Consider the following 16514-nt stretch of genomic DNA (forward strand, 5'->3'; position numbering starts at 1 on the left):
AGGAGATCGCCGGTGCCGGAAGTGGAATTGCTGACTATCGGTTCCGGCGATCTGACCGCCCGGATCAATCCCTTCGGGGCCGAACTCTGGTCGCTGACCGACGCGCTCGGGCGCGAGTTCATGACCGACGCCGACCCGGCGTTCTGGGGCGGCCATGCTCCGCTCCTGTTCCCCATTGTCGGCGCCCTCAATGGCGACAGGTACCTGCTCGATGGGCAGGAATTTGCCTTGCCCAAGCACGGCTTCGCTCGAAATTCCTTGTTCGAAGTTATCGAGGCGGATGAAAGCCGCGCCCGCTTTCGCCTGACGGACAGCGATGAAACCCGCGCGGTCTATCCTTTCGCCTTTGCGCTGGAGGTGGAGTTCCATCTGACAGGCATGACGCTGCATATGGCGACGACGGTTCGCAACACCGGCAATGCGTCGCTGCCCTTCAGTTTCGGCTATCATCCCGCCTTCGCCTGGCCGCTGCCCGGCGGGTCGGAAAAGGCCGATCACGTCATCGTGTTCGCCGAGCCCGAGCCGCAACCGATCCGGCGAATCGATCCGTCGAGCGGCCTGCTTCTGTCGGAAGCCTTCGAAACCCCGGTGGAAGGGCACCATCTGGAACTCGACGCCGCGCTGTTCGAGCCGGACGCGATGATCTGGGACGCGCCGACGAGCCGCTCGCTGACTTTCGGGACGCCCGGCGGTTCCCAGGTGGCCATCGCCTTTCCCGATACGCCGATGCTGGGGATCTGGCAGAAACCGGGCGCGCGCTACTTGTGCATCGAGCCCTGGCAGGGCCACGCCGATCCGGTGGGATACGCCGGCGATTTCCGGAGCAAGCCTGGAATCGTTGAACTCGAACCCGGCGCCAGCCGTTCGTTCCGCATGGACGTGACCGTCCTGACGGCCGATTGAAGGAGATCAAGATGAAGACCGTTCTCGTCACCGGTGCCACGGCCGGTATCGGCGAAGCCTGTGCCCGCGCCTTCGTGAAGGCCGGGTGGCGCGTGGTGGCAACCGGTCGCCGGGCGGAGCGGCTCGCCGCATTGGTGGGCGAACTGGGCGCGGACAATGTCCACCCCTGCATTTTCGATGTGCGCGATGAAGCGGCCCGCGATGCCGCCTTGGCCGCGCTTCCCGAAGAATTCGCGCAGATCGACTGCCTCGTGAACAATGCCGGGCTCGCGCTCGGTACCCAGCCCGCGCAGAAGTCCGATCTCGATGAATGGAAGACGATGATCGAGACCAACGTGACCTCGCTGGTCTCGCTCACCCACAAGCTGCTGCCCGGGCTGATCGCGCGCAAGGCGGTGATCGTGAACCTTTCCTCGGTTGCGGCGACCTATCCCTACACCGGTGGCAACGTCTACGGCGGCACGAAGGCCTTCGTACGTCAATTCTCGCTGGGCCTGCGCTCGGACCTCTCGGGCACCGGGGTGCGGGTCACCTCGATCGAGCCGGGCATGGTCGAGACCGAGTTCACCGTCATTCGCACGGGCGGGGATCAGGACGCCTCGGACCGGCTTTATGCCGGCGTGAACCCGTTGACGGGGGCGGATATCGCTGACGTCGTGCTGTGGGTCGCCAGCCAGCCGCCGCACGTCAATATCAATGCCCTGGAGCTGATGCCGGTCAATCAGTCCTTCGCCGGCTTCCAGGTCGCCCGCGAAGGGTAAGCGCACGAAAGTTGCGGTTAGGCGCGCGCGCCACTAAAGGCGCGCCCATGACTGCATCGCGCCGCACCTTCGCCATCATCTCGCATCCTGACGCGGGCAAGACGACCCTGACCGAGAAGCTCCTGCTTCAGGGCGGGGCGATTCACCTTGCCGGACAGGTCAAGGCGCGCGGACAGGCGCGCCGCGCACGCTCGGACTGGATGAAGATCGAGCAGCAGCGCGGCATCTCGGTGACCAGCTCGGTCATGACCTTCGAGCGCACCGATGCCGATGGCAACACGATCACCTTCAACCTGCTCGACACGCCGGGCCACGAGGACTTTTCCGAGGATACCTACCGCACGCTGACGGCGGTCGATTCGGCGATCATGGTGATCGACGCGGCCAAGGGCATCGAGCCGCAGACCCGCAAGCTGTTCGAGGTCTGCCGCCTGCGCTCGGTACCGATCATCACTTTCGTCAACAAGGTCGACCGCGAAGGCCGGGCCTGCTTCGACCTGCTCGACGAAGTGGCCGACGTCCTCGCGCTCGATGTCTGCCCGATGTCCTGGCCGGTCGGCATGGGCGGCCTGTTCCAGGGCATTCTCGACCTCAAGAGCGGCAGGGTCAGCCGTCCGGAAGGGGGCAGCAAGGAATTCCTCGGCAAGGTCGATGAAGACGTCGAACTGCCCGGGGAGGTTGCCGAGGAAATCGAGCTGGCCCGGGCCGGCTATCCCGAATTCGACATCGAAGCCTATCGCGGTGGCGACCTGACACCGGTGTTCTTCGGTTCCGCACTCAAGAACTTCGGCGTGGTCGAGCTGATCGACGCAATCGCGAAATTCGCGCCGCCGCCGCGCCCGCAGCCGACCGAGGCCGGTCCGGTCGATCCCGGACACAAGGAAGTCACCGGCTTTATCTTCAAGGTCCAGGCCAACATGGACCCGATGCACCGCGACCGCATCGCCTTCATGCGGCTGGTGTCCGGCACCTTCAAGCGCGGCATGAAGCTGACACCGTCAGGGCTGGGCAAGCCGATCGCGGTGCACTCGCCGATTCTCTTCTTTGCGCAGGACCGCGAAATCGCCGACAGCGCCGAGCCGGGCGACATCATCGGCATTCCCAACCACGGCACCCTGCGCGTGGGCGATACCCTGTCCGAGAAGAACCAGATTCGCTTCACCGGCCTGCCCAACTTCGCGCCGGAAATCCTGCGCCGCGTCGCACTCAAGGACCCGACCAAGACCAAGCAGCTGCGCAAGGCACTCGACGACCTGTCCGAAGAGGGCGTCATCCAGGTCTTCTACCCGGAGATCGGTTCGCAATGGATCGTCGGCGTCGTCGGCCAGCTCCAGCTCGACGTGCTGATCTCGCGGCTGGAGGCGGAGTACAAGGTCGAGGCGATGCTCGAGGCTTCGCCTTTCGATACGGCGCGCTGGATCAAGGGCAGCGACAAGGCGCTCCGGGATTTTGCCGACTTCAACAAGATGAACCTGGCCAAGGACCGTGACGGCGATCCGGTGTTCATGGCCAAGTCGGCCTGGGACGTGGGCTACCAGCAGGAACGCAATCCGGATCTGACTTTCAGCGCCACCAAGGAGCGTTGAGCCGTTCGATCCGCAGGGAACCCGCCACCGGCTTCGCGGATTGATCCTGCACAGACCTTGGCAGCCTCCGGATCGTCGGTGATACTCTGCCTGAAAGGAGGCCCGGTCGGGGCCTGCAGGAGCGGTTTCGGGCGTGAAGATCAGGTTTGCGAGTTATAACATCCACAAGGCGGTCGGCCTCGACCGTCGGCGCGATCATGAGCGGATTTTGCGCATCCTGCGCGAGGTCGATGCCGATATCGTCGCCCTTCAGGAAGTGGACCGCCGTTTCGGCCGAAGGATGGCGGCGCTGCCTCTCGATGCGATCCACGATGCGACCGACTACCACCCGGTCCCGATGTCGATGAAGCCGGACAGCCTGGGCTGGCACGGCAACGCGATCCTCGTGCGCAAGGGCATCGATCTCGTCGAAGCGGCGCCCGTGCCCTTGCCGGTGCTCGAACCGAGGGGTGCGGTGCGGGCCGACCTCATGGTTGAGGGGCAGCGTTTTCGCGTCGTGGGCATGCATCTCGACCTGTCGGGCCTGCGCAGGCGCCACCAGGTGCGCAGCGTCCTCGCCCACGTCGCCGATTGCGATCACGATTGCCCGACGGTCCTGATGGGGGACCTTAACGAATGGGCGGTCCACGGCGGCTGCTTCCGCGAATTCGATGCAAGCTGGCGGGTGTTGGCGCCTGGGCAGAGTTTCCCGGCGCGGCGACCGATCGCCCGGCTGGATCGCATTATCGTGTCGCCTCAATGGGAAGTGCTCGACACTAAAGTCCACCATAGTCCCCTTTCGGCGGTCGGGTCGGACCATTTGCCCGTCCATGCCTCGCTAGGGCTGCCTAAAAAATAGGCAACTGCTCAGGAATCGGGCGCCGACCTGTGCTGTGGGTGAGGCTGCCGGGCTCGAATCCGCCTTGAATCTTGCCATTTCGTAAATTGGCACGCAGCTTGCTTAGCATGTCTGCAGCCGGCGCTGGGCCGGCGGCAGACAGGGGATAGGCATGAAGTTCATCATAGCCATCATCAAGCCCTTCAAGCTCGACGAAGTTCGGGAAGCGCTGGGTGCGATCGGTGTTGCAGGCATGACCGTGTCCGAGGTGAAGGGATTCGGGCGCCAGAAGGGTCAGACGGAAATCTATCGTGGGGCCGAGTATTCGACCAACATGCTGCCGAAGGTGAAGATCGAGGTCGCCGCGACCGACGATCTGGCTGCCAAGATCGTGGAAACGATCCAGCAGGTGGCGAGCACCGAAGCAATCGGCGACGGCAAGATCTTTGTCCTCGACCTTGCTGCGGCAGTGCGCATCCGCACCGGCGAATCCGGCGACACCGCGCTTTGACAGGCGCTTCCGACAGGAGGGAATCCACGATGATCCGCAAGATGATTTGCGGCGCAGGCGTACTCGGTGCGTCCATGTTCGCCGCCATGCCCGCCTGGGCCCAGGAAGCCGCCGCAGCGGCCGCTCCGGTCCCCAACCCCGGTAACAATGCCTGGATGATGACCTCGACCGTTCTGGTCCTGCTTATGATCCTGCCCGGCCTTGCCTTGTTCTACGGCGGTCTGACCCGCTCCAAGAACATGCTTTCGACCATGACCCAGATCGGCGCTGCCGCTGCGCTCGCCATGATCATCTGGGTGATCTACGGTTACTCGACCGCATTCGGTCCCGAAGGCAATGCCTTCTTCGCCTGGGGCAACGCGTTCCTGGCGAACACCACGCCGGACAGCACGGCCGCCACGTTCTCTGACGAAGTCATCAGCGAATACGTCTTCATCTGCTTCCAGATGACCTTCGCCGCGATCACCGCTGCCCTCGTCCTGGGCGCGACGGTTGAGCGCATGAAGTTTTCGGCAGTCATGGCTTTCACCGCCGTGTGGCTCACCATCGTCTATTTCCCGATCGCGCACATGGTGTGGGCGAGCGGCGGCCTTCTCTTCGAGATGGGCGCTCTCGACTTCGCCGGCGGTACGGTCGTTCACATCAACGCCGGTGTTTCGGCTCTCGTTGCCGCGCTGATCCTCGGCAAGCGCAAGGGCTACCCGAGCGAGCCGATGCCGCCGCACTCGCTGACGCTGACCATGGTCGGCACCGGCCTGCTGTGGGTGGGTTGGTTCGGCTTCAACGCCGGTTCCGAACTCGAGGCTGACGGCACCGCCGGTCTCGCCATGATCAACACTTTCGTCGCCACCGCTTCGGCCGGCCTGTTCTGGATGCTTGCGGAGCGGTTCTCGGGTCACAAGGGTTCGGCACTGGGCTTCTGCTCGGGTATCGTCGCCGGCCTCGTCGCCGTTACCCCGGCAGCTGGCAACTCGGGCCCGTTCGGCGCGATCGTCCTCGGCGCCATCGCTTCGCTCATCTGCTTCATCATGGTCTCGAAGGTGAAGCCGGCGCTCGGATACGATGACTCGCTGGATGCTTTCGGCGTTCACGGCATCGGCGGCATCGTCGGCGCCATCGGCACCGGCTTCGTCTATCAGCCGGGTCTCGGTGGGCCGGGCGACGGTTCGACCGCGATGGGCGCCCAGGTGTGGATCCAGATCCAGGCGGTCCTTCTCTCGATTGCATGGGCTGCAGTCGGTACCTTCATCGCGATCTTCATCGCCAAGCTGATCACCGGCCTGCGCGTCACTCCCGAAGTCGAGCAGGAAGGCCTCGACATCGGTGAGCATGGCGAGCGCGCCTACAACTAAGTTCCTAGAGTTTGGCGGCGGCGGGTACTTCATCCTCTCCTCCCATCCGTCGTCGCCAACCGGTGTTCCTCCTGCGAACACAGACTGTAAGGGCCGGAGCCAGCCGCTCCGGCCTATTTTTCTGTCTGCGCCATTTCACTGTGTTTTCCGGCCGGCATGTGTGATGCTGCCAACCGGTTCCGGTAATGGCCGGGATGAACGCGCTAACGGGCGGGGTGCGCGATGAAATACATCACGGCTATCATCAAACCCTTCAAGTTCACGGAAGTGAAGGATGCCCTCGGGTCGGCTGGGATCTCCGGCATGACGGTCTCCGAAGTCAGCGGCTTCGGTCGTCAGAGGGGGCAGACGGAAGTCTACCGCGGCGCGGAGTACGCATCGTCCATGCTGCCCAAGATCAGGCTCGAGATTGCCGTTCCGGATGGGCTTGCCGACAGGATCGTCGAAGTCATTCGCCGCACGGCGAACAATGACGAAATCGGCGACGGCAAGATTTTCGTTTACGAGCTCGCCGACGTCCGGCGAATCCGGACCGGAGAACAGGGAGAACCGGCGCTCTGACCCCCGGTCCTGATCGGTCCGGTCAGCTCCGTGCGGCGAGCATTTCGATCAGCTGGCGAATCGGGGAGACGTCGTACCCAGCGGCCGACGCCTTGGAGGCAATCACGGTCGGATTGTCGCCTGCCTTCGCCCGCGCGAGGGCCCACAGGAGGGTCGAACGGGTTCCCGAACGGCAGTAGGCCAGCACCGGACCGTCTGCACTTTCCAGCGCCTCGAACATCGCGTCGACCTGCGCTTCGCTGAAACCGGCATGGGTTACCGGGATCGCGACATAGTCCATTCCGGCGGCTTTCGCGGCTGCTTCGATTTCCGCGCCCGGAGTCTGATCATCGCTTTCGCCTTCGGGACGATTGTTGATAATCCGCACGATTCCCATGTCTTTCGCGGCCGCAATGGCGTCGAGGCCGATCTGCGGACTGGCGAAAACGGTGTCGGTAATCTGGCGGAACATGATCGTATTTCTCCGAAATGGCAGCCTTGGCGAAGACGCATGGCACCTTCAGGGCGGCGCGATCAAGAGGCGCTCTTGAAGCAACTGGCAAGCCAAATCGACGAACTGGATGGTCCAATCCCGCGCGGTTCAACGAAAAAGGCACGTAATTCTGTTCGCCATGGGCTTGAGACTAGTGTATGAACCGTGACCGCAGAAGAGGTGCGGGCGCATGTCCGGTAAGTTTTCTGACGTTCGGCGCGGATCGTCCACGCGTCCGAGTGAATGCTTGTGGGGCGCATCGAAGGTACGTTCGTAAAGATGGGTTTTGACAGAGGTCGTCGCGGAAGGGGACGCGACAAGCGGGATCGGTTTGGAGAGGACGATTTCGATCCGTTCTTCGCCGGACAGGATCGATTTGGAGGCGGTGATCGCTTCGGTGGTGGCGACCGTTTCGGCGGTGGCGGCGGTGATCGCTTCGGCGGTGGCGGCGACGACCGTGGCGGCGGTGGCCCGCGTGGCGGCTTCGGCGGCGGCGGTGGTGGTCGCGGCTTCGGCGGCGGCGGCGGCGCTCCTCGTGGCGGCGGCATGCCGGCTCAGGTCGTTGGACAGGGCCGCGGCGTCGTAAAGTTTTTCAATTCGGCAAAGGGTTTCGGCTTCATTCAGCGCGATGAAGGCGGCGACGATGTGTTCGTGCACATCAGCGCGGTCGAACGTGCGGGTCTGGAAGGCCTGGCCGAAGGGCAGCAGCTGGAATTCCAGCTCGTCGATCGCGGCGGCAAGGTTTCGGCCAGCGACCTCGTGGTCGTCGGCGATGTCATCCCCGTGCAGAAGCGCGAGGTTGCACCGCAGCGTCAGCTGACCGGCGAGAAAGCCACCGGCACGGTGAAGTTCTTCAACTCGATGAAGGGCTTTGGCTTCATCACCCGTGACGATGGGCAGCCTGATGCCTTCGTTCACATCAGCGCAGTCGAGCGTTCGGGCCTCAGCGCCCTGAACGAAGGCGATCGCGTGGAGTTCGACATCGAGGTCGATCGACGAGGCAAGTACTCGGCGGTCAACCTGTCGCCGCTTCAGGGTTGATCAGCCTGCTTTGATCCCGGTCGTTTGACCGGGGCATTGCAACAGCATAAAAGCGCGCAAATGGCGGTCCGGATAGGGCCGCCATTTGTCGTTTGCGATTCACCAATTTCGTCTCATTGATTCGTTTCGAGGATTACCGACATGTCGATCACCCCGCTGATGCCCGTATACCCCCGGTGCGGAGTTCGGCCCGTTCGCGGCGAACACTGCCATCTGATCAGCGAAGACGGCCGCCGATTCCTCGATTTCGCCAGCGGCATCGCGGTCAATGCCCTAGGTCATTCGCACAAGGGCCTGATCGGAGCGATCCAGAAGCAAGCCGAGACGCTGATGCATGTCTCGAACCTCTATGGCAGCCCGCAGGGCGAAGCCATCGCGCAGCGGCTGGTCGATCTCACCTTTGCCGATACCGTGTTCTTCACCAATTCCGGCGCCGAGGCGGTGGAATGTGCGATCAAGACCGCGCGTGCCTATCACCAGTCGGTCGGCAACGATGAGAAGTACGAACTCATCACCTTCAACAACGCCTTCCACGGGCGGACGATGGCGACCATCAGCGCGTCGAGCCAGGAGAAGATGCACAAGGGCTTCCTGCCCCTGCTCCCCGGCTTCAAGTACCTTGAGTTCAACGATCTGGAGGCCGCGAAGGCTGCGATCGGACCCAACACGGCCGGTTTCCTGGTCGAGCCGATCCAGGGCGAAGGCGGTATCCGCATTGCCGACGAGGCTTTCCTGCAGGGACTGCGCCAGCTGTGCGACGAACATGACCTGATGCTTGTGCTCGACGAAGTGCAGAGCGGCGTAGGCCGGTCAGGTACGCTCTATGCCTATGAACAGTATGGCATCGAGCCGGACATCATGGCGACGGCCAAGGGCATCGGCGGGGGCTTCCCGGTTGGCGCGTGCCTTGCCACCGAAAAGGCTGCCCGCGGCATGGTCGCAGGAACCCACGGGTCGACCTATGGCGGCAACCCCTTCGCCATGGCAGCGATTGGCGCGGTGCTTGACGTGATTGCCGACGAAGAGTTCCTTGCCGGCGTGCGGGCGACGGGTGAGCGGCTGAAGTCGCGCCTCGAACAGTTCATCGGCAACTACCCCGATCTTTTCGAACTCGTCCGCGGTCGGGGCCTGTTCATCGGTTTGAAGATGAAGGTCGAGCCGCGTCCTTTCGTAGCGCACATGCGCGACAATCATCAGGTCCTCGCGGTTTCGGCCGGTGACAATGTGGTGCGCGTGCTGCCGCCGCTGGTGATCGATGACAGCCACATCGACGAATTCATGGAAAAGCTCTCCGCCGCGGCGGCCAGCTACAAGCCCGAAGAGGTATCCTGATGACCCGGCATTTCCTCAGCCTGTCGGATGCGGGCGGCGACACGCTCGCCGCGATGCTGAACGATGCGATCGATCGCAAGGCGGCGCGCAAGGAATGGCCCAAGGCGCGTCCCGATGCGGACGCGCCGCTCGCCGGTCACGTCCTGGCGATGATCTTCGAGAAGAATTCGACCCGCACCCGCGTGTCGTTCGACATGGCGATGCGTCAGCTCGGCGGCAGCGCGCTGATCATGGAGGCGGGAAGCACGCAGCTTGGCCGTGGTGAGACCGTGGCTGACACCGCGCGGGTTCTCAGCCGCATGGTCGATGCGATCATGATTCGCACCGACGATCACGCCAAGATCGAGGAACTGGCCCACTACGCCGAGGTGCCTGTTATCAACGGCCTGACCGATCTGTCGCACCCGTGCCAGATCGTCGCGGACCTGCTTACGGTCGTCGAACGTGGCTTCTCACTTCCCGGCCTCCAGGTGGCCTGGCTCGGTGATGGCAACAATGTCGCCAATTCGCTGATCGAGGCGGCAGGGCAGATGAAGTTTACCGTGCGCATCGGCGGCCCTTCGGGTTATGAGCCGAATGCCGGGTTCATCGAGCAGGCACGAGCGGCGGGCGGCGAGGTGATCCTCACCCAGGACCCGATCCATGCGGTGAAGGGCGCGCAGGTCGTCGTGACGGACACGTGGGTCTCGATGGGCCAGCCGGGCGGTGAAAAGCACATCGCGGCCATGCAGCCTTATCAGGTCAACACCGCGCTCATGGCGCAGGCCGATCCGGGTGCGATGTTCCTGCACTGCCTGCCCGCACACCGCGAGGAAGAAGTGACCAACGAAGTGATCGACGGACCGCAGTCTGCCGTGTGGGACGAGGCGGAGAACCGCCTCCACGCGCAGAAATCCGTTCTCCTGTGGGCGCTGGGCAAGCTGTGAGCGAGGACTATCTGATCGTGAGCGAGGAAACCGGTTTCGACCGGGTCCTCGCGTTCACGGTTCCCGATCGGCACGCACGCGGGCGCGTCGTGCGTCTTGGCCCTGCACTCGAGACGGTCCTGTCGGCACACGACTATCCGACGAAGGTCAAGCACCTGCTTGCCGAGGCCCTGGTCCTGACGGCGCTCATGGGTTCGCTTCTCAAGGAGAACGGGTCGCAGCTGACGGTACAGGCGCAGGCGGAAGGCGGCCCTGTCGACTTGCTCGTTTGCGACTACCGCGACGGGGAAATTCGCGGCTATGTTCGTCATGATGACGATCTGCTGGCCAAGCTCGGCGAAGAGGAGGCTTCGCTTGAGGCGCTCTTCGGCAAGGGCTACTTCGCGATCACCTTCGATCTGGCCACGACCAAGGAGCGCTACCAGGGTGTGGTTCCGCTTGAAGGGGAATCGCTGGCGCAGGCCTGCGAATCCTACTTCGCGCAGTCCGAGCAGGTGCCCACGCTGATCCGCGTCGCCGTTCGCTCCAACGATCCGCGCTGCGTCGCCGGTGGCCTGCTGGTCCAGCACCTTCCCGAAGGGGAAGAGGGCAAGGCACGGCTCCATGCGCAGGAAGATCATCCCGACTGGGCCCATGTCTCGATCATGGCAGGTAGCACCAAGCCCGAGGAGCTGGTCGACCCCGTCCTCAATCTCGAGCAACTCGTCTGGCGCCTGTTCCACGAGGAAAGCGAGGTTCGCGTCGAGCAGCTTGGCCATCTTCAACGCGGTTGCCGATGTACGGTCGAACATTACCAGTCGATTCTGTCCCGCTTTGAGGAAAAAGAACTGGCAGAGATGCGCGATGACGACGGCACGATTCCGGTCGACTGTGCTTTCTGTTCGAAAGTATTGCGAATCCCGGTTTAACAGCGGATTGGCGGCCGAGTCCTTGTTTTTCAGTTCGAATTGCCGATATTGGCGAAGAGCGACTAGATTGGCGAAGACTCTTGTAGTCATGCCGCAAGGGTAACGACTGGAAAGATGAGCAAATTTGCGTTGGCAATGCTGTTTGGCGGTGCCTCGCTCGCCGTGGCCCTGCCGGCCTACGGGGAGCGAAACTCGCTGTCGATGCTCGATAATCTCGACAGCGGCGACTGGGAGCTACGCCAGAGGGACGGTGCGGGGCAGAGCAACATCTGCCTCGATAATGGTCGCAAGCTCATCCAGTTGCGCCATCCGGGGCTGAATTGCAGTTCCGTGGTCGTCGAGGACACGCCCAATGAGGTGACGGTCCAATATACCTGTCGCGGGCAAGGTTACGGTCGTACGCATATCCGGCGTGAGACCGACAGCCTTGTCCAGATCGACACGCAGGGCATCGTGAACGGCCGCCCCTTCGTCTACGCAGCCGAAGCGCGGCGCATCGGCAATTGCCGCAGCTGAAGGTTGTCAACGTCGTAATGCGGGCCTAGCGCGGGCGCCATGCAGGATCATTCTACCAACCAGCCCCGGCAAGCCGTTGTCCTGCTTTCCGGTGGGCTTGATTCCATGGTCTCGGCCGGTCTGGCCAAGGAGGCCGGTTTCGCCGTCAACGCGCTGACCATCGACTACAACCAGCGGCATCGCCGCGAAATCGATGCTGCGCGCACAATCGCGGATCGTCTGGGGGCGGAGCGCCATGTCGTCCTGCCGTTGGATCTGCGCCGGTTCGGCGGATCGGCGCTGACCGACGATATCGAGGTCCCCAAGGACGGCGTCGGTCCGGACATTCCGGTGACCTATGTCCCCGCGCGCAATCTCGTCTTCCTGTCGCTGACGCTGGCCTGGGCCGAGACGGTCGGTGCCAAGGACATCTTCATTGGCGTGAATGCGCTCGATTATTCGGGATATCCCGATTGCCGGCCGGAGTTCATCGCGGCCTTCGAAAATATCGCGACCCTGGCGACCAAGGTGGGAGCGCAGGGCAACGCTTTCACCATCCACGCGCCGTTGCAGTACATGAGCAAGGCGGAAATTGCGGGCGAGGCGCATCGGCTTGGCCTCGATGCCGGGATGAGCTGGTCCTGCTACGATCCGCAGCCTGACGGTCGGGCTTGCGGCCTGTGCGATAGCTGCCGCTTGCGTAAGGCGGGCTTCGAGCAGGCGGGCCTGGTGGATCCTACCGATTACGCTGCCTAGCGCCGCTCACAATCATTGCTGATGAACGCACGGGCGTGATCGCAAGGTCACGCCCGATGCATTTGTGCTTTCACCCGGGACGGCAGCGCTGAGCCATGCCGACAGCAAAGCCATGCCGACAGCAAAAGAAAAGGGGGACGGATTGCTCCGTCCCCCCGATCTTTTCACCGTTGCCGGTTCGCTTACATGCCCGAGCCCGGACCGTAAGTGATCTCGACGCGGCGGTTCTGCAGCTCGCGCACACCGTCGGCGGTGGGAACGCGCGGGTTGGCTTCACCGAACGCTTCGCTCGAGATCGCACCGTCGGGGATGCCGTGGCTGGTGAGGTAGTCACGGACCGAAGCGTTACGACGCTCCGACAGGCCCATGTTGTACTTCACCGTACCCGAACGGTCGGTGTAACCGGCGAGCATGATCGGAACGTTGTCGCAGTTGCCATAGGCACTGACAGCGCTGTCGAGAATGGTCGCGGCTTCCGGCGTGATGTCCGACTTATCCCAGTCGAAGAACACGATGTACGGCCCCTTGTTGCAGACCACCGGCGGCGGCGGCGGCGGCGGCGGCGGGGGCGGCGGGGGCGGCGGCGGAGCCGCTTCTTCGCCACCGAAGTTGTAGCCCAGGGTCGCCATCAGCGAGTGCGAGCGCCAGCGGGTGCTCACATCGCTTCCGCCCAGAACCACATCGACGTTGTCGACGTTCATGAAGCGATACTTGAGGCCTGCGTCCCAATGCTTGGTGATCGGAGCGCGAACGCCTGCCAGAGCCTGCCATGCGAAACCGGTGTCGGAATCGCTGCCAACGCCCTGTAAGCGATAGTCGACGCGGCCGACGCCGACGCCGCCACCGACGAAGCCCTGGATGCCGTCATCGGGACCGAAGTCGAGCAGGCCATTGACCATGAACGAAAGCATCGAGCTGTGACCACGGTCACTGAACGTGCCATCATCGACGGAGTTGATCGTGTCATTTTCCGCACGACGGTAGCTGGCTTCGGTTTCGAGGCGGAAGCCACCGAAGTCGTAACCGATCGCTGCACCGCCGTCATAACCGGTGTGCGTGTCGAGAGTTGCAGCGTTGTTGACGCCGGCGATATCGAGGTCAGCGTCTTCGACGATCATGCCGCCGAAGTCGAGTTCGAGATACCAGCTGTCGTCGCGCGCGAACGCGGGCGTGGCGATAGCTGTCGAAGCCAGCGCCAGTCCAATGACGAGTTTCCTCATACGTTTCCCCTACTGATAGAGATTTGGAGCCACCGAGTGGGTGGAGTGTCTAACCCTTCAACAAACCGGGTGCAAGCGCACAATGACGGCGACTGTTGCAGAAATGTCGCGTTTTCGGGGGTTTGGCGCTGTGCGGCGACGCTGTATTGAGCGTTGAACTTCACCTGCTGAACCCCTGTTCATCGTTTCCGGTTATGCCGAGGGAGAGATACCCAAGGCTTGCAGGACCGCGATTATCTCATTGATCGAGGCCCGAGCCTCCACATCAACGGTCGAACCTCCAACTGGTTCCTCAAGAATGGAACCTTTTCTCCAAAAACCGAAAAATAGGAGTTCCTGCCCGCTCGAACGGTCGAATATCCGCATGCCTTCGTGCGGCGCGAGGAATATCCAGTTACCGCTTTGGCGGCATGCGATTGCGTTTTCGTATCCAGCCCATTCGCCTGTCGCATCGGCGCTGATCAGCCAGTTGTCACCATCGGCAGGATTTTCGGGCGGATCCGTGTTTTCCCCTAGAATACTGCAGTGCAGCGCCGCATCGATCCGTGCGAACGCCTCGTTGACGAAGACTTCCTTTCCGGACTGTCCGGAATACAGGAGGGGGAGGGAAAAGCGTGGGCTGTTGCTCTCGAATATAACGGGATCGCTCATCACGAGGTCCTTTGCATCACGGATCATGGGAGGGAGCGCAGCAGAAGCGGCGCGGAAAGGGCTTGCGTGCCTTGCTGGCGCACCTGCAGGAATTGTCCGGCGAAGGCGGTGGACAGTTCCGCGAGCAAGGCGGGCTCGATCGCGAGTTCGGGTGTCCCCACCTGCCAGGTCGCGACAGGGGCATCGAGAGGGCCGAGTGTGACGAGATAACGCTCGGCTTCCTCGACAAGCGGGACGTCGATGCCGTCCTGCCACGGCCATGCGCCCCTTGCGCGTCTGGTCCACGAGAGGTGCAAGGTGCCATCGCTCTTCAGGGTGTGGCGCGGATGCACCGGAGCGAGCGGGCGCAGCGTGATGCCGCCGAGCAGTACTGAAGACGCGACGGGCTCGCCGTCCCCGCGACCGATGGCGAGAACCTGGCGATTGCGGTCCGCGCCGAGCGCAGAGGCATCGAGCGGCACCAGCCGGGAATCGAGCAGAACGAAAGCCTCGCCGATCGCATGACCCGATACAGCCGCTTCGCTGCCGCCCCTACCGCGCAGAAGCCCGCTCAGCATCCAGCGGCCCTCACCGATAGCCTGGGCATTTGCGAACTGGATGATCTCCTGCCCGAGCAGGGCAAGGTTTGCCCCCAGCGTCATCTGGCGGAGAGAGGCGGAGCTGAGGGTCATCGCGGGATCTACCAGGGCGACTTCAACCGTCCGCTCCCGATCGAACAACAGGGGATGCCCCGGTTCCAATTTCGTCGCGGCAGTTCCGATTATGCTGCGCCTCCGTCCACTGGGGCCGAGCGGCAGCATTTCACCATCGCCCTTGTCGGCATAGAGTGCGGCCCCGCTCCAATTAGCCGAAGCGGCGGATACGGCCGCAAAGACATTCGGGCTGGCCGCATCGCTGTTCGTCGTGCCCGGCGGGAGTTCGAAAGCGACGAGTTGCGTCGAGGCCAGGGGCAGGTCGGCGGGCAGGTTCGCACGGCCGCTGTCAGCCGGGAGGTCAGGGGCATCGATTGCACCGACCGGGGGCAGGCGTTCCAGCGCGAATTCGACGCCGCTTGCTCGCCATTCCCATTCGATCACACGCCATGGCCCGGCCACACCGGGGACCGAAACGGTCGATCCCGGCGCGATTGCGGGATCGAGTTCGCAGGAGCGCCAGGCGAGGCGGTCGCGTGACCAGTCGATCCGGCGCGAGGCTTTCTCGATCAGGGCCCGGGCCGCTTGCGCATCGAGCGCTGCCGGAAGTTCGATGCTGCGGGGTTGTCCCGGCGGGGGCGAGGCGGAGGCGTGCTGTATTCCGGGTAGGTAGTCGCGCTCTGCATCGAAATAGCGCAGGCTTCGCACCGGTTGCTGCGATGCTGGCAGGCGATGGCGGGTAAAGCCGAGAGATCCGCCGAAATCGCCGTTCTCGATGGAGACTGCCGGCGCGGGCAACGGGCGCGGATTGTCTCGGTCGCGCTCATGGCTGATCGCAAAGCCCTCGCCGTCTCCCGAAACGTTGAGCGGGATCACGGGATCGAGCGTTTCGATGCATTGCGCCAAAGGGCCGTCCACGGTGTAGCCGGTGATGCCGTCGAACGGAACCCGTGCGTCGATGCCGTCGACCAGTTCGCCCACCACGTCCTGCAGATCGAAACTTTCGTCGGCGAGGATCTCGAAGGTCATCGCGGGGAGGCGATTGTAGAATTCGGATAAGTCGAGCCCTTCGAACACCACGTAAGCGAGACCGCGCCAGGCCGGGCAACGTTCGGCGCCCTCGTTCGCGGCGATCAGCGGATCGGCAGGCTGGTCGCCTTCGCCGGTATACAGTCGCATGGTGCCGCCGACTTTCAGGTCGCCCTCGGTGCCGCGAAGCAACTTGCCGTCCGCCCAGATGCGGCCGATGCCCAGGATCGGGCGGCTGGAGAGGGCCACGGCCAGATTGGCGGTGTAACTGTAGGTGGTGACGGCGGGGGCGCCTTTGCCGCCTCCCTGCGTTTCGCTGTGTTCGACGAGATCGGTCGCCCAGATGATCGAACCGGCCACACGCATGGTGCCGAAATGGCGCGGGAGCGGCTGGCCGTACGTCGAGGTCGTAAGCTGCAGTTCCTGCAGTCTCGGGCTTTCGCGACGGCCGGACCCGAAGATCGCAGTGTCGATGCCCTGGCCGACGAGGCCGCCGATGGCCCCGCCGATCGGGCCGCCGATCGCAGTGCCCACAGTGCTGAAGATAAGCGTCGCCATATC

17 protein-coding genes are annotated in these 16514 nt (G+C 63.4%); 13 read left to right on the top strand and 4 right to left on the bottom strand.

The window, feature by feature from the left end; all coding sequences use genetic code 11:
- Positions 1 to 12: 12 nt before the first annotated feature.
- The 7 genes from SPHV1_RS13720 to SPHV1_RS13750 all read left to right on the top strand — a co-directional run bounded on the left by SPHV1_RS13720 (position 13) and on the right by SPHV1_RS13750 (position 6491).
- Positions 13 to 903 carry an aldose 1-epimerase family protein gene (locus SPHV1_RS13720; RefSeq protein ID WP_156367352.1) on the top strand — a complete coding sequence of 297 codons (891 nt, stop codon included), beginning with the start codon at positions 13 to 15 and terminating at the stop codon, positions 901 to 903.
- An 11-nt stretch (positions 904 to 914) separates the two neighbouring features.
- Positions 915 to 1664: an SDR family NAD(P)-dependent oxidoreductase gene (locus SPHV1_RS13725; protein ID WP_054946686.1), complete on the top strand. Its 750-nt coding sequence runs from the start codon at positions 915 to 917 to the stop codon at positions 1662 to 1664.
- A 47-nt stretch (positions 1665 to 1711) separates the two neighbouring features.
- The gene (locus SPHV1_RS13730) at positions 1712 to 3250 is read left to right on the top strand and encodes a peptide chain release factor 3 (RefSeq protein WP_054946590.1); all 1539 of its coding nucleotides are present in this window, start codon (positions 1712 to 1714) and stop codon (positions 3248 to 3250) included.
- Positions 3251 to 3383: 133 nt separating this feature from the next.
- Positions 3384 to 4088 carry an endonuclease/exonuclease/phosphatase family protein gene (locus SPHV1_RS13735; RefSeq protein ID WP_054946591.1) on the top strand — a complete coding sequence of 235 codons (705 nt, stop codon included), beginning with the start codon at positions 3384 to 3386 and terminating at the stop codon, positions 4086 to 4088.
- Positions 4089 to 4239: 151 nt separating this feature from the next.
- On the top strand, positions 4240 to 4578 hold the full coding sequence (locus tag SPHV1_RS13740; RefSeq protein WP_007012848.1) for a P-II family nitrogen regulator: 339 nt from the start codon (positions 4240 to 4242) through the stop codon (positions 4576 to 4578).
- 29 nt (positions 4579 to 4607) lie between these two features.
- On the top strand, positions 4608 to 5930 hold the full coding sequence (locus SPHV1_RS13745) for an ammonium transporter (protein ID WP_054946592.1): 1323 nt from the start codon (positions 4608 to 4610) through the stop codon (positions 5928 to 5930).
- 222 nt (positions 5931 to 6152) lie between these two features.
- Entirely contained in the window at positions 6153 to 6491 is a 339-nt protein-coding gene (locus tag SPHV1_RS13750) for a P-II family nitrogen regulator (RefSeq protein WP_054946593.1), read from the top strand.
- Positions 6492 to 6513: 22 nt separating this feature from the next.
- On the opposite strand, the gene SPHV1_RS13755 is transcribed toward SPHV1_RS13750, so the two are convergent.
- Entirely contained in the window at positions 6514 to 6942 is a 429-nt protein-coding gene (locus SPHV1_RS13755) for a TIGR01244 family sulfur transferase (RefSeq protein WP_054946594.1), read from the bottom strand.
- 300 nt (positions 6943 to 7242) lie between these two features.
- Between SPHV1_RS13755 and SPHV1_RS26050 the strand changes: the two genes are divergently transcribed.
- The 6 genes from SPHV1_RS26050 to queC all read left to right on the top strand — a co-directional run bounded on the left by SPHV1_RS26050 (position 7243) and on the right by queC (position 12421).
- Positions 7243 to 8004 carry a cold-shock protein gene (locus tag SPHV1_RS26050; protein ID WP_054946687.1) on the top strand — a complete coding sequence of 254 codons (762 nt, stop codon included), beginning with the start codon at positions 7243 to 7245 and terminating at the stop codon, positions 8002 to 8004.
- Between the two features lie 141 nt (positions 8005 to 8145).
- A complete protein-coding gene (locus SPHV1_RS13765) occupies positions 8146 to 9336 on the top strand; it encodes an aspartate aminotransferase family protein (protein ID WP_054946595.1) in 1191 nt (396 codons plus the stop codon).
- Positions 9336 to 10262 (top strand): ornithine carbamoyltransferase, encoded by a 927-nt coding sequence (gene argF / locus SPHV1_RS13770; protein WP_054946596.1) that lies wholly within the window; start codon positions 9336 to 9338, stop codon positions 10260 to 10262. The genes SPHV1_RS13765 and argF overlap by 1 nt, the downstream gene beginning before the upstream one ends.
- Positions 10259 to 11170 carry an Hsp33 family molecular chaperone HslO gene (locus SPHV1_RS13775; protein WP_082431012.1) on the top strand — a complete coding sequence of 304 codons (912 nt, stop codon included), beginning with the start codon at positions 10259 to 10261 and terminating at the stop codon, positions 11168 to 11170. Before argF ends, SPHV1_RS13775 begins: the two co-directional genes overlap by 4 nt.
- Positions 11171 to 11284: 114 nt before the next feature.
- The gene (locus tag SPHV1_RS13780) at positions 11285 to 11686 is read left to right on the top strand and encodes a hypothetical protein (RefSeq protein ID WP_054946597.1); all 402 of its coding nucleotides are present in this window, start codon (positions 11285 to 11287) and stop codon (positions 11684 to 11686) included.
- Between the two features lie 39 nt (positions 11687 to 11725).
- Entirely contained in the window at positions 11726 to 12421 is a 696-nt protein-coding gene (queC, locus tag SPHV1_RS13785; RefSeq protein WP_054946598.1) for a 7-cyano-7-deazaguanine synthase QueC, read from the top strand.
- A gap of 182 nt (positions 12422 to 12603) precedes the next feature.
- Here queC and SPHV1_RS13790 read toward each other — a convergent pair whose 3' ends face one another.
- The 3 genes from SPHV1_RS13790 to SPHV1_RS13800 all read right to left on the bottom strand — a co-directional run bounded on the left by SPHV1_RS13790 (position 12604) and on the right by SPHV1_RS13800 (position 16511).
- Entirely contained in the window at positions 12604 to 13641 is a 1038-nt protein-coding gene (locus tag SPHV1_RS13790; RefSeq protein ID WP_054946599.1) for an OmpA family protein, read from the bottom strand.
- A 192-nt stretch (positions 13642 to 13833) separates the two neighbouring features.
- On the bottom strand, positions 13834 to 14292 hold the full coding sequence (locus SPHV1_RS13795) for a DUF2793 domain-containing protein (protein WP_054946689.1): 459 nt from the start codon (positions 14290 to 14292) through the stop codon (positions 13834 to 13836).
- A gap of 23 nt (positions 14293 to 14315) precedes the next feature.
- Positions 14316 to 16511 (bottom strand): phage tail protein, encoded by a 2196-nt coding sequence (locus SPHV1_RS13800; protein WP_054946600.1) that lies wholly within the window; start codon positions 16509 to 16511, stop codon positions 14316 to 14318.
- Positions 16512 to 16514: the final 3 nt, after the last annotated feature.

The organism is Novosphingobium sp. KN65.2 (genome assembly GCF_001368935.1).
Lineage (GTDB): Bacteria > Pseudomonadota > Alphaproteobacteria > Sphingomonadales > Sphingomonadaceae > Novosphingobium > Novosphingobium mathurense.